Below are 13,846 nucleotides of genomic sequence, written 5' to 3' on the forward strand. Positions count from 1 at the left end.
CAAAAGCTGGGGAGGACGTGCATCGGTTATCGATGGAAACAAAACTCAGCAGGGGTGGCATGTTCTCATCCCTTCGCCATTTACAGCAGCATTGTGGGACGGCACACGGTTCTACCGCTATAAGAATCAATACCTATTTTTGAAACATTTCAAAGACACAACTAATCGGAAGAAGGAGGCTGCTTCATGAGTACCGCATTAGCAGGACAAATCGTGATTGCTGAAGAGGTTGTATTTAACTCGGAATTAAAGAGCCACTCTATTATGAATACACGAAATCGTGTTACGGTAAGCACTTACCCCGCGGTGGCAATCGTCCAGGTATGGATGAAATTGTGGATGAAGGTCGAACAGACATATTCTGTCATTCTGAATGCTTACAATCCCCAAGGGGAGGCTCTCATTCAAGACCGAATAGAGCCCATAACGAACTGGCGCCCTGAAGGGATGCCCCCAGGGGTCGATATGCAGCGAGAAATAAGACTTGTTATTACGGAGCCTGGGGTATATCCGATTGTACTACGAGATAGTCAGCTGAATGTAATAGCTGAATACCCTTTATTTGTTGCCAAAGCGAGTGAATAGCCCAGATTATTAGAGCATTCTGGAACCTTGTATAATCATTTAAAAAGGTCAAATAACGATGCCAAGGAGCACCTTTCATGGTGTTCTTTTTCGTATGCTCTTTTTTCTCCCAACATTGAAAGGTGTGACAAATGTCCTCGAAAAAATATATTAAATTTTAAATAATAAGAATAACAGCAACAATGAGGAAATGATTAGCAAAGGAGTGTATATACGTTGGCAGCGAGCCGTAGACCCGTTGATCAAGATTACGTCATTGAAGATGTGAAAGAAGCCTTTCAATGCACAATATTATGGTGCGAAGGGCGTGCATGCTTAGAGTACGATACGCAGGAGGAGCTTGATCATATATCCAGCTATGTAAAGGAGAAATTCGATCGAGACCTGCTTGATGTGTTTTTCACAGCCATTGAGAGCATTCCGCCGGAATCCTAATTTATGCTATGTAAGAAAAAAAGCCTAGTGAAGTCCATGGAACTGCACGCAATCCCATGTCTTCTCCAGGCTCTTTTTTATGCGGTTTAGATTCGCAAACTTGCTATACCTATACTGCTATTCCTTTTGCTGAATCGTAAATCTCTTAATATTGTCCTCGAGCTCTTTAGATAGTTCTTGAAGCTTCGTCAGATAACCCGCCACATCATCAATCGTCGCCATTTGCTCCTCAGCAGCAGCAGACACGTCTTGAGAAATTGCCGAATTCTCCTCTGTAATCGCCGAGATATTGTTGAAAATGTCTGAAAGCTCGTGACGCTTATCCACCATTACCTGAATATGCTCTTCTACCTTGCTAGTCATACCCATTTGGCTATCCACCGATATCTTAATATCATTAAAGATGGATTCGGTTTCTCGAACGGCTGTCTCTTGATCCATAAACAAGTCGCGAGATGTTCCAATCGCCTCAACGGCTGCATTCATTTCATTGCTTACATTCGCAATAATTGTGCTGATATTGTTCGCTGCGTCAGCCGATTGCTCCGCAAGCTTACGAATCTCAGCTGCGACAACAGAGAATCCGCGTCCATGCTCGCCCGCTCTAGAAGCCTCAATCGAAGCATTCAAAGCCAGCAGGTTCGTCTGACTGGAGATTTGAAGAATGGTCGACAGGATGGTGTTGATCTCTCCAGCACTATTGCTTACATGCTGAACAGCCTGCGCCGTCTCCTCTGAAGATTGCAAGGTGCTGTTGAAGCGCTCAACCAGTTCCTCCACAATCACCATTCCGCGTTGATTCAATTCACCTGTACGACGAGCAAAATCAAGAATTTCCTGCGAGGAATGCGTCACTTGGTCGATCGCTCCGCCAAGTTCTTCGACTTTCTCCGAGCCCTCCATGACCGTGCTGGCTTCATGGCTGGACGCAGAGGCAAGCTGAATGATCGATTCCGTAATCAAGGCAGAAGCCTTTTGCGTCTGATCCATGCTAGTAGCCAGGTTAACCGCTGATTCCGATACAATATGACCCGAATTAGAGATACCGCCAATCATCGACTGGATATCCTGTTTCATATCGTTTATCGCTCTAACCATGGTTCCTACTTCCCCTTGCTTCTTCAACAAGGAATCTGGGATTTGAACCGTTAAGTCGCCGGCGCCGATCTTCTGAAGGTACTTCACCGCTGCATGGATTGGTTTTGTAATGGCATTCGAAACAATCAGAGCAGCAGCGATAGCGATAACAGCGATGATTGCCATGACGAGATAAATGATGTTTTGAATCGCTTTAATGGATTCCTCGATCTCGCTCTTGTCCATGACCGTGATGTATTTCCAGCCTGTTACTGGTGAAACGTAAACACCTGCGGTGAAATTCTGCTTATTCATCACAATGTCGAAGTTCTTATTGGCCATCTTGTCGATATCATTAAACTGTTCGACGCCAAGATCCTTAAGGGTCTTAAAGTTCGTTTCCGGGTTCTTGGGATTGGCAAGAATCGTACCCGTCTGATCAGCCAAAATAACATAGCCCGTTTTCCCGATCTTAATCTCGTTGATCGTCTTCGTCAGCGAGTCCAAGCTTACGTCAACGCCCTGTACACCGACAACGTTACCCGCTTTATCTTTGATGGTTACGGAAGAACTCACGATTGGACTGTTCGTCGTAAAGGCTGCATAAGCACCAGAGCGCATAACCTTGTCTGGATTCTCTGCTGCCTGGGTATACCATGCCCGCGGCCTTGGATCAAACTTATCTTTCGAGGTGCCTTCCGGCCATTGTATGTATCCGCCATCCTTTGTGCCCAAATAGATATATGCCACATTCGGATGCGTATTCGCGTAATTCAAGAATAGATTATAAATCTGTGATTCCATACCCGGCTTCTGTGATGGAGTCATTTGGATTGTTCCATCTTCCCCGACTGCATTCACATAGGATGTAACGGTGCTGTCGATTTGCTGAACAATCGGGTTGTTTGCAAAATATTGAACGGATTCGTTGATTGTACTAAAGTACAAATCCATCGCGTTGCTCACCTGCTCGATTTCCTTGCGAGTAGCCTCGTAGAAATCCTCTTCCATGTCATTCATTACTTTTTGATTGATCACTAGACCTAGCGATAATGTCGACAGTAGTACTAGGACAACCATCGTGACCAATAGTTGAAGCTTTAGATTCCACTGCAATTTCTTTCTCAAGATGTTTCTCCTCCAATTTTGTATATCACAAAAGATGTATGTCTTTACATACTATCGGCAAAAGATCAATTATTGTTAGATATTGTCGAATTTTTTTATAGAACAAAAGAACTATTGTCGAAATGTATTCATTTTTTTATATAAAACAACGATAATGGTATAGAGGGGAGAAAATTGTATCATCATGACCTATTTTAAGACAGCAGGAGGCAAGACTCGTGGGTAAAAAATATGTGAATTTCAAAGCTTTGCTTGCAATTTTACTCGTCATCGCGATTTTCCCGTGGAATCATGCGAATGCGGAAGTTGCGAAGACCCCGTCATTTGATCCGTTCGAGAAGAGCATCGAAGAAGTCGCTAAGGCTTTGAAAAGTAAGCAAATTACGTCTGAAGAACTAGTTGAATATTATCTGAAACGCATTGAAGCTTTTGACAAGCAGGGGCCAACGATTAATTCTATCATCTCGATAAACGAAAAGGCGCTCGAAACGGCTAAAGCACTTGATGCAGAACGCAAATCCAAGGGACCAAGAAGCATCCTTCATGGTATTCCATTTGTTGTAAAAGACAACTTTGACGTGGTTGGTATGCCAACAACGGCTGGTTCCGTAGCACTTAAGAATGAATATCCGATCAAAAATTCATATACTGTACAAAAACTTATCGATGCCGGTGCTATTGTTATCGCTAAAACAAACATGTCCGAGCTCGCCGCTTCCTACGGACGACTTGGATATAGCTCTTTTGGCGGCTTGACAGTGAACCCGTACAACCTGAATCGTGATGCATCCGGTTCCAGCAGCGGCAGTGCTGCAGCAGTAGCTGCAAACTTTGCTGTGTTCGGGCTTGGTACAGACACTTCCGGTTCGGTTAGAGGACCTGCTAATGTTACAGGTCTAGTAGGAATCAGACCCACTTTAGGCTTAACAAGCCGCAGCGGTGTTGTTCCGTCTTCTCTTTCCTTGGACGTAACAGGTCCATTGGCACGCAGCGTTGAAGATGCAAGCATCGTGCTTGCTGCAATGGCTGGCACCGACAAAGCGGATGAAGCAACGAAATCAGCGAACAAGCATGTTCAAGATTACGCAAAAGCACTTGATGCTTCCTCTCTTAAAAAAGCGCGCATCGGCGTGGCTGTCGATTTCTTTGGCGATAACGAAGAAGTAGACGCGATCGCGAACGAAGCAATTGCTAAAATGGAAAGCATGGGAACGGAGGTTATCCGCGTTAAATTCTCCGACCGTACGAAGTACCTGTGGACACCAGCGCTTGGTCCAATTGGCGATGCAGAATTCAAGAGCCAGTTTGAGAAGTATTTGAGCACACTTCCAGCTGGTGGAGTAAAGACCCTTGAAGAGGTCATTAAGATTAGTGAATCTCCTGAAGTACTGAACTCCAAGACGCCAGTGAACCCTGGTCGTCTGGACGGCTTGAAGACTGCTTTGGAAAAAGCAGATACTTTAAACTCTGCAGAGTATAAGGATATCAAGGAGAAGCTTATTCCAGAAACACGCAAAAGTGTTGAGAAGCTCATGAAGGACAACGACCTGGACGCAATCGTGTTCCCTACTATGTCCTGCCCAGCTTCGAACCGCTTTGACAAAGAAGACCCTACATACGTCTGCAATGCGTATGATACTTATGCTGCAAGCTATGTAGCTTCCACTACAGGCTTCCCTGAAGTAACGGTACCAGCAGGAATGGTTGAAGCTGGCGTGCCTGTCGGCATCTCCTTCATGGGACCAGCGTATACAGAGCAAAAACTGCTTGACCTTGCTTACTCCTTTGAGCTAGCGACTAAAGTTAGAACAGCTCCTACACATACGCCGAACTTGAATAAGTAACTTCTATGCAGATCAGCAGCTGCAATCATGCTTTCTCCCTAGATTTATATCGGCTGTTGATTCGTGGAATATGAGGTATTTTTTATAAAAGCCGCTCCGTATCTACGGGGCGGTTTTCTAGTAGATTAATATCCATGTCTTTTATTGTCCCTAGGGATCTTTTGCAGCTCTCGCACTCCAAAATTCAACTCTACTTGTGATCTTTTCTAATTTAAATTTATCCTCCCTTAACAAATCCCTTTTATACTGGATGTAACCAATCGATAATTCATCAAAGAAAGGAACACGCCTTATGGGAATTCATACCTACTTTCAATCCTTAACTGATCTGGAGAGGATCATCCGCTGCCCAGGAAAATTTAAGTTTCAAGAGCATAGTGTAGCGGAACATTCTTGGAAAGTTGTTCAATATGCGAAGACATTGGCGGATATCGAAGAGAGCAATGGAGCTGCTGTAGATTGGAAAAAACTTTATGAAATCACGAGCAGTCATGATTATGGAGAAATTTTTATCGGAGATATTAAAACCCCTGTTAAGCACTACTCGCTTGAACTCCGCTCGATGCTGCAAAAAGTGGAAGAAGGCATGGTCGCTCATTTTATTGAAGAGCATATTCCAGAACCGTTCAAGCCGATATTTCAGAGGCAGCTTCGTGAAGGTAAAGATGACTCTTTAGAGGGAAAAATATTAGAGGTTGCAGATAAAATGGATCAAATCTACGAGGCCTTTTCGGAACTGCAACGAGGGAATACAGAAAAAGAGTTTATCACCATGTATCGAAATGCAATAATGAAAATTAAAAAAATCAACCTGCATTGCGTCCATTATTTTCTGCAGCACATATTGCCTGATATGGTTAGTGAAGGCTCTAAGTCACCCATTGATATTGAAAGGATTACAAATGAGGCATTAGCTTCGTCATCCTGACTTATAGCTCCCACGTTTATTGTTTGATTTGATTTCCCACAATAGGATCCCCCCTTAACGCTCCCCCCTCACTTGCATTACCATCTGGTTTAGGAAAGTAAAATAAAGACACCTGACACTTAGACGGTGTCTTTATTTAGGTTTAATGCTTAGTATGTGATAATAAGTCCCCCACGTATAACCGTTTTATTATACCTTTCCGAGTAAGGCCCGCGCTTGAACCCTCCCTTTAAGAGGAACGATAGGCTTGTCTTCGCATCCACATCGTAGCTACCCATTTTTCCCCTTGGATCACAGGTGTCCCTGCATGCAAAGTAAGCTCATTTAATTCATGATTGCTGTAAAAATATTCGAAATACACGGCCATGCCTTTGTTAGGGAAAACAGATAGATTAAGCATAGGGAATGCTGTTTCTCCGCCTCCCTCTACATCATTCAAGTATATCACGAGCGTGCTGATTCGATTATTGGCACTTGCCCGGCTTGTTTCTGCAAAGAAATCATAATGAGGCTGGTACTCTTGACCAGGGGTATATAACAGGACTTGCATGCCGTCGCCATGATCGATGGGGATATTCATAATATATGAGATTCGGTTCTCGATTCTTGTGATCGTCTCATTCTCCTCGCAGAACACCCCGCTGCTCGTTCTGATTGGATTGACTTCACGTTCTTCACCTATTTTTGAGCGCTGCATTCGTCCCCTAGCATGTTCGATGAGCTCATCGCATTCCCTATCGCTGAGCACATTTCCTAGTACGACAACTAACGGTTCCTCATATTTGGCAACAATTCGAACGTCTCGATCCTCTGTCTTGATTACATTTCCCGCATGACCAAAAATGGTTTGTTCTTTTGCCGTCGTATTCCCTATCATCCTTATGCAGCTCCCATTAAATGACATAAATCGCTAGAATAATATACCATAAAATGGTCTTTATTTCTCTAAAAACGATTTCCGAGTTCCCTTATTTTTTTGGTCTCTTTTTACACCATTCAAAAGTGAACATCATGCAGGCATTCGCAACCGATAAATCATCATTCAGTCCACGTTCTATTGGATTAAAAAAAAAGAATCAGACCGTTCTTGTATCGTTTAGATACTCATCTCCGTCTGATTCTTATTCATAACCATTTTGTTCTTAACAAGCCATTACCCTTACTCTGTGTATGCTCATAGAGATATTCTTGCCAATTCGGTCGTTCCTCTCCAGTATCGCTGCATCAATATCATCCCGAGTAAAAAACACCCCCTGACATCTGAAGGTCAAAGGGTGTTGCCGCTAATTGTAAAGCTCATTAAGCTTTAACACCTATCATCTTTTTGCTTTAATATTGACGCACATACTCCGCACTTTCTTTTATATGAGCAATATCATGACCTGTTGGATTCTGAAAGACACGAAGCCCAAAGGTTGGGGCTACTGCAAAAATGTGATCAAAGATATCCGCCTGAATCGATTCATAGGCTCCCCAATCGATATTATTGCTGAACGCGTAGATTTCCAATGGCAATCCATTGTCCCCTGAAGCCAGCTGCCTGACAATCAGCGTCATATCCTGATGAATGTTGGGATGATTTCTGAGATATTGAAGCACATAGATTCGGAAGACGCCTATATTCGTAAGATGTCTCCCATTCACCTTGCTGTCTGTATGAATATGATGCTCCATATTGTATGTGTTGATCTCATCTACTTTTGTCTCGATATATTCGGTAAGGTAGTGAATCTTCTGGAATTCCGCGATCATCTCTTCCGTGCAAAAGGAGATGCTGCTCGTATCGATATACACGCTTCGTTTAATCCTTCTGCCGCCAGATGCTTGCATGCCTCTCCAATTCTTGAAAGAATCCGAGATGAGCGCATAGCTTGGAATCATCGTGATCGTTTTATCAAAATTCATGACCTTAACTGTATTCAACGTAATGTCTATAACATTGCCGTCAGCGTTATATTTGGGCATTTCGATCCAATCACCTACACGCACCATATCATTCGATGACAGTTGCACGCCCGCCACCAAACCAAGAATGGAATCTTTAAAAATAAGCATTAACACTGCCGATAAAGCACCTAATCCGCTAAGAATAATCAAAGGATTCTGTCCGATGAGATTCGAGATGACCACAATGCCGCCGATAATGTATAAAGCAATCTTGGCAACCTGAATGTATCCCTTGATCGGTCTGATCTTAGAGACCTCAAATGAACGATAAATAGCATCTAGAGCATTGAGCAGCGCATTTAACGCCGAGATCATCACAATGATCATATACGTCAGCGCCGCTTTTTCGATCAAGCCTCGAACAGATGGAAAGACATACGCGGAATAATAAATAATCATCGCGGGAACGAGATGCGACAGCTTGTGAAACAGCTTCTTCTCGACAATGATATTGTCCCAGGTATACTTATTGTTTTGAACGAGATGAATGATCATCCGCAGCACAATTCTCTTCGTAATGACATTAGCTAGAATACACACCAACGCTATGAATACAACCATGATGATATTCGAAAGGTAAAACACCGTCTGCTCGCTTATGCCGTATCCGTCTAGCTGCTGTTTAATGAAATCCATAAGTGCCTCCTAACCTGATATGTTAGCCTAACATTATAGAATACATGAGGATATGAAGCAATCAATAAAGGGGTGCAGCAAACGATATTGGTAGACGTACTTGAATCCATCCCCTTCTGAGCTCCGTTTTTTACGCAAAGAATAAGATTTAGTATAATAGCGAAGAGTACATAGTAAAAATTGAGGTGGAGTTACACATGGATATCAAAGCAAAAATTGAAGAAATCGTTGCTAAAATAAAAGCAGATAAGGACTTCTCATCTAGATTCATGAGCGACCCAGTGTCGGCGATTGAATCTGCTATAGGGATTGACCTCCCGAACGATCAGATCAATGCCTTGATCGATGGAGTAAAAGCGAAATTGACCGTGGATAAAGCCGGTGACATGCTTGGCTCGCTAAAGAAGCTGTTCTAATTGAATGAAAGATAGTAAATGGTTATAGGCGAGTGATAAGTTGTATCTTCTCGGTAGGATAACGGTTGAGATCGAACAATATGGATCACTCTGATAAACAAAAAGCGGCCTCATAAGGGTCGCTCTTTGTTCATTATCTTCATTGCTTCTCACCGCTTCCTACGGGTGAACGAACCCATGTCAAAGATGACGCAACATAGGCTTCTATGGGTGTCGTCACAATTGCAGCAATGCTGCACTATAGTGAAAACTCCGTAACGCCCTTCTTATATGCATATTTCAGCGTATAGGCTTCTTCTTTCCCATAGGGCATTGTAGCGATTTTGATACGAGTATAATCAAGCCTGCTCTCTCTTAAAACTCTTTTTACCAAAGCAATACTCTGTTCTTCTTCCGTAACAACACTAAATATATTTAGAGCATACTTTTTAGGGTCGGAAATGCATTTCCCCATATCTGAGCCATCAACATAGCCTAAGCTAGCATCTGCTAGAGCGACCTCCAAGTATTCCATTACTTTATCTCTCAACCAGTGATCGCGTTGACTGCCTTTGGCACTTTTCAGTGGATATTGTACCACTAACCAGAATTGTTCACTCATTTAGATTCACCAACCAATCAATAGTTAATATATTTAACCCGATCGCGTGAGCAAAAGTCCGTCGTTATCAATGACTATATTATAATAAATAATCTTTGTAAAAGGAGTTGCTTATTGGAAACAACAGACACCACCCTCATACGAATAGTGTTTATGAACGCAAAAAGCCGACCTCATGCGGTCGGCTAAAAGATGGTAAGGTGAACCGTGGCTGTGCAATACCACAATTCGCCGCCATCGTGAACTAGAATTTTCCTGTTCTTGGTTTAAAATGGGGGCATTCTATTAACTCGGAGCTCTCCTTAATCCAACCATCCCTTGCTTCGTGCGATATCTATCGCCTCGATCCGTGTGTTCGCCCCAAGCTTCCCAATCGCTTCTGACATATAGTTCCGTACCGTTCCATAGGATAGAAACAGCTGCGCTCCAATATCTTGAAGAACTAAGCCTTGGGCAGCCAACTTCATGACCTCACGTTCTCGAGGTGATAATGGACAGGGATCATCCCATACCGCGAGCGACAATTCTGCATTAATGGCACGTTTCCCATTATAGACTCGACGAATCGCATCAGACAGTTCCTCACTGCCCGTATCTTTGAGAAGATATCCATACACCCCTGCCTGCATAGCCCGCTGAAAATATCCAGGACGCGCGAATGTCGTCAAGATGATTACGCGACAAGCTAACTTATTTTTTTGAATCATTTCCGCAATATCTAACCCCGTCTTCAGTGGCATCTCAATATCCAGAATAGCAACATCTGGTTCATATTGCTGAATCATGGACATCACTTCTTCCCCATTTTCAGCTTGACCGACTACTTCAATATCCTCTTCTAACGAAAGTAAAGTTGCCAGTGCTCCCCTTAATAACTTTTGGTCCTCTGCCAAAACAATACGAATCATCTAAGCTCTACCTACCTTTTCATTTCGTATTACCCTAGGTATATGTAAGGTGACTTCCGTCCCCTTGCCTAAGGCCGAAGACAGCGACATATGACCGTCGATCATAACCAACCGTTGTCGTAATCCGGCGAGGCCATTACTGCTAGTGTAGAGTTGATCCGTATCTGCCCCAATACCGTCATCACTTACAGATACACGAACTTCCCCTTCCTGAATATCTAGATGAACGTTGCACTTTGTTGCTCGGCTATGTCGAACCACATTTGTGATCGTCTCGCGAAAACATATCGCCAAAATCGTCTCCTGCAAGGGTGTTAACGGAAGCTGAATGTTCACTAAAGCGTCTCCCGTCCCTACATTCGAAAGCCTGGGATCTGAAATCGATTGATACTGAAATAAAAGCGGTATGCCCGCAGCTGAACATAACGATACAGCATGCTTATATTCGTCAGCGAAGTGTGTAAATTTCATCTCCGTAACCAATTCACGCATTTGTTTCAAGGCTGCGCGTGCCGTTTCTCGTATTTCACGAGCCTCTTCTATCGCTCTCTCGGGGTGACGATTGATCAATTTCTCAACGACTTCCCCTTTTAGTGCAATTAATGACAGCGTATGTCCCAATGTATCATGTAATTCGCGTGCTATCCGCTGACGCTCCTCCTGCTGTGCCATTCGTTCAGCAGTTTCTGCTCGCAGCCGCGCGGACTTCTGTTGAAATCGAGTCGACGTTCGAATAATATACGGCAGAATACAGATGCCAAACATAGGCACCAGTCCTATCCATATTTGGCTGCCCATCTGATCCAAGTAAGGAACAACGATAAATCCCATAGCTACCGTAAAAACGATCGTTATAGAGAGTAATATCGGCATCTTTTGTTTGCTCAGCGGAGCAGCAATCATAAAACCTATAAACGTATACATAGGGTGAAATACAGCTGCTAAAATTAAGATTATTCCCACCTGAGCCATCAATATTGGCGAGGCCCACTTTGCATAAAAGTAAGATTGTCGAAACAATAGAACAAATATGCCTATCAGAACAAAGCCAAGCCACTGTATACTTGATGGCTCATAAAGTAAAAAGTACATGGGTATCATGATATTTGTTAATAAGAAGTAAGGGGCGACTCCTTCTGATTTTGGAAAGAGACGCCATTTTTCTCTATTCAATTAGACCGCTTCCCGTCGATTATATATATAGATTGATAGTAGCATAAAGAAGAGTCCACATCCTGTTAAAATTATGAAATCAATGCCTGCTGGAGTTTTTCCAGCGATCATATTCCATGCCCCATTTGCGTAACGGTGAGATGGAAGCCATTCCCCGACAGAGCCCATCCAACCTGGCAAAGTACTAAGCGGCATCCATAGCCCCCCCATAATGGCAAGCCCCATCTGCAATACGTTACCAATTGCAACGGAAGTATTCGCATTTTTAAGCGTGCCTAACAATGCACCAAGTGCCAGAAAAGATATGCTTCCAATCCATAACCATAATCCGCATAAAACCCATTGCCCAGTGGTTAATTGTATATCATGAACAAGACCAGCAGATAAAAATATGACAACAATTACGATCAAGTGAACAGCCATTTGCGATACAATTTTGCTGCCAATCCAAACGGCAGGAGATAGTGGCGTTAGCTTCAACAAGCGTACCCACCCATCTTGATGCTCGAACGATAGACGGATACCGAATTGAGATACGGCTGTACCAATCAAACTGAATGCTGTCATCGACATCAATGAAAAGACACCCCAAGTTGTCGATTGAATCGATTTATCTACCCCATTCATACTTGCAAATAAAAAGTAGAAGGCAAGCGGCATCGCAATGGAGAAGAGTAAGAAAAATGGACTACGGATAATTCGTAAACTTTCTGCTTTGGTCTGAGCAACAAACATATGTAACATAGGTATTTTCCTCCTAATAATGTTTTTTATCGTATAATCGTTGGTTTATGTGATTCTGTAAGACTTAGGAATGTATCTTCTAAGCTGGCAGATTGTATATCAATATCTGAAATTCCCCATTCAGACTGCATCAGGGTAAATAACAATACATCTGTCTCTTGGGCATAAAGGCGAATTCGCTCGCCGTTGCACTCTACCTTTTCAACACCAGGTAATGTGAGCCATTCCTGCTCAGTTGGCGCGTTTGAAGCTCGAAATGAAACCGTTCTAAGCGTTGTTTGTGCCTTTAAACGTTCTGGACTCCCTTCCGCAACAACCTTTCCACTGGCGATTACTGCGATATGATCTGCGACAGCATCCGCTTCCTCTAAATAATGTGTAGTTAAGAGCACAGTACGTCCGTCACTTGCCAGCGCTTGGATAGTGTCCCAGAAGCGACCACGAGCCTCGATATCCATTCCGACGGTTGGTTCATCAAGCAGAAGAAGCTCTGGATTCCCCGCCAAGCTTTGGGCGAAAGCTAATCTCCGGCGTTGTCCTCCAGACAGGGAGGATGCGCGCCGTTTCACATCCGCATGGAGACCCGAAATATCTAACAGCCGCTCTAGCGACATCGGATTACGATAATAACTGCGGAACAATTGAAGCACTTCTTTGACCGTAAGTCCATCTGCCGCTTTAACATCCTGCATAAGTGCTCCAACGCGTTGCCTTAATTCTTTTGTTCCAGACGAGACCCCCAGGACCCTGATTTCTCCTGATGTTGGCTGTATCATTCCGAGTATCATCGAAATGGTTGTTGTCTTGCCCGCACCATTGGGTCCGAGCAATGCAGATATTTGCCCTTTCTCAAAGGATAGATTCATATGGTCAACGGCACAGTAGTCGCCGAATTTCTTTACTAGATTTGTACACTCAATCGCCTTTTTCATTTTGTACTAACCTCCGTTAATTTCTTCTTTCGTTACTTGATGTCCTTATTATATTGAATAAGCGCGAGATTCAATTAGTGTGGGTTGTCACAAGCCGGATATGACAAATGTCAGAAAAAAGACCAATAGCAAAAAAGAAGGGCCACTAGGCCCTTCTTCAGCATAACGTACATTGACACTTTTTGATTGAGGTGCTTTGCTTTGCAAACTAATACATGTGAGTATATATTCTGCTCAGGGTACTAATATCCGAGTGACCCATCATTTCCGAAATAGCCTTTTGGTCTGCTCACCATAACCATATACTAGCTCAGTTTTGTGCCGTTTGTGAGGAAAGCCAAATTTTCTTCTAATGCCTTTCAATCATATAGATATAGTAAATGGTAAATACAAAACCGAGCAAAAAGGGCTACCAAATGGCAGCCCCACTTATAATTCATCTCTTCTAATCCTAAACTCTACTAGCCATGTGATGAGTCCCGTCTCATTTGT

Annotated in this window: 14 protein-coding genes; 6 read left to right on the forward strand and 8 right to left on the reverse strand. The window is 43.2% G+C overall.

Annotation, left to right across the window (positions count from 1 at the left end):
* The 3 genes from I2H74_RS24700 to I2H74_RS14280 all read left to right on the forward strand — a co-directional run.
* Positions 1–190, forward strand: a 190-nt coding sequence (locus I2H74_RS24700) for a hypothetical protein (RefSeq protein WP_229106674.1), incomplete at its 5' end; no start/stop codon positions are given.
* Complete coding sequence (locus I2H74_RS14275; protein ID WP_195574733.1) at positions 187–585, forward strand: hypothetical protein; 399 nt, start codon at positions 187–189, stop codon at positions 583–585. The genes I2H74_RS24700 and I2H74_RS14275, both read left to right, overlap by 4 nt.
* A 216-nt stretch (positions 586–801) precedes the next feature.
* Positions 802–1,020: a hypothetical protein gene (locus I2H74_RS14280; RefSeq protein ID WP_195574735.1), complete on the forward strand. Its 219-nt coding sequence runs from the start codon at positions 802–804 to the stop codon at positions 1,018–1,020.
* 117 nt (positions 1,021–1,137) lie between these two features.
* Here the strand turns inward: I2H74_RS14280 and I2H74_RS14285 are convergent, their stop codons facing one another.
* On the reverse strand, positions 1,138–3,225 hold the full coding sequence (locus I2H74_RS14285) for a methyl-accepting chemotaxis protein (RefSeq protein WP_195574737.1): 2,088 nt from the start codon (positions 3,223–3,225) through the stop codon (positions 1,138–1,140).
* Between the two features lie 218 nt (positions 3,226–3,443).
* On the opposite strand from I2H74_RS14285, the gene I2H74_RS14290 reads away from it, so the two are divergent.
* Together I2H74_RS14290 and I2H74_RS14295 are read left to right on the forward strand one after the other, a co-directional pair.
* Positions 3,444–5,069 (forward strand): amidase family protein, encoded by a 1,626-nt coding sequence (locus I2H74_RS14290; protein WP_195574739.1) that lies wholly within the window; start codon positions 3,444–3,446, stop codon positions 5,067–5,069.
* A gap of 292 nt (positions 5,070–5,361) precedes the next feature.
* Entirely contained in the window at positions 5,362–5,997 is a 636-nt protein-coding gene (locus tag I2H74_RS14295; protein ID WP_195574740.1) for a YfbR-like 5'-deoxynucleotidase, read from the forward strand.
* A 229-nt stretch (positions 5,998–6,226) separates the two neighbouring features.
* On the opposite strand, the gene I2H74_RS14300 is transcribed toward I2H74_RS14295, so the two are convergent.
* Complete coding sequence (locus I2H74_RS14300; protein ID WP_195574743.1) at positions 6,227–6,874, reverse strand: 2OG-Fe(II) oxygenase; 648 nt, start codon at positions 6,872–6,874, stop codon at positions 6,227–6,229.
* Positions 6,875–7,326: 452 nt separating this feature from the next.
* Positions 7,327–8,580 carry a mechanosensitive ion channel family protein gene (locus I2H74_RS14305; protein WP_195574745.1) on the reverse strand — a complete coding sequence of 418 codons (1,254 nt, stop codon included), beginning with the start codon at positions 8,578–8,580 and terminating at the stop codon, positions 7,327–7,329.
* A gap of 197 nt (positions 8,581–8,777) precedes the next feature.
* On the opposite strand from I2H74_RS14305, the gene I2H74_RS14310 reads away from it, so the two are divergent.
* Complete coding sequence (locus tag I2H74_RS14310) at positions 8,778–8,996, forward strand: hypothetical protein (RefSeq protein ID WP_195574747.1); 219 nt, start codon at positions 8,778–8,780, stop codon at positions 8,994–8,996.
* 238 nt (positions 8,997–9,234) lie between these two features.
* Here I2H74_RS14310 and I2H74_RS14315 read toward each other — a convergent pair whose 3' ends face one another.
* From I2H74_RS14315 to I2H74_RS14335, 5 genes are all read right to left on the reverse strand, one after another.
* Positions 9,235–9,597 (reverse strand): hypothetical protein, encoded by a 363-nt coding sequence (locus I2H74_RS14315; RefSeq protein WP_195574749.1) that lies wholly within the window; start codon positions 9,595–9,597, stop codon positions 9,235–9,237.
* A 302-nt stretch (positions 9,598–9,899) separates the two neighbouring features.
* A complete protein-coding gene (locus tag I2H74_RS14320; protein WP_195574751.1) occupies positions 9,900–10,505 on the reverse strand; it encodes a response regulator transcription factor in 606 nt (201 codons plus the stop codon).
* Positions 10,506–11,678 carry a sensor histidine kinase gene (locus I2H74_RS14325; protein ID WP_195574753.1) on the reverse strand — a complete coding sequence of 391 codons (1,173 nt, stop codon included), beginning with the start codon at positions 11,676–11,678 and terminating at the stop codon, positions 10,506–10,508.
* Complete coding sequence (locus I2H74_RS14330; protein WP_195574754.1) at positions 11,679–12,422, reverse strand: ABC transporter permease; 744 nt, start codon at positions 12,420–12,422, stop codon at positions 11,679–11,681.
* Positions 12,423–12,448: 26 nt separating this feature from the next.
* Positions 12,449–13,354, reverse strand: a complete 906-nt coding sequence (locus I2H74_RS14335) for an ABC transporter ATP-binding protein (protein WP_195574756.1) — start codon at positions 13,352–13,354, stop codon at positions 12,449–12,451.
* Positions 13,355–13,846 lie beyond the last annotated feature (492 nt).

It is taken from the genome of Paenibacillus sp. 1001270B_150601_E10 (assembly GCF_015558675.1).
Taxonomy (GTDB): domain Bacteria; phylum Bacillota; class Bacilli; order Paenibacillales; family Paenibacillaceae; genus Paenibacillus_B.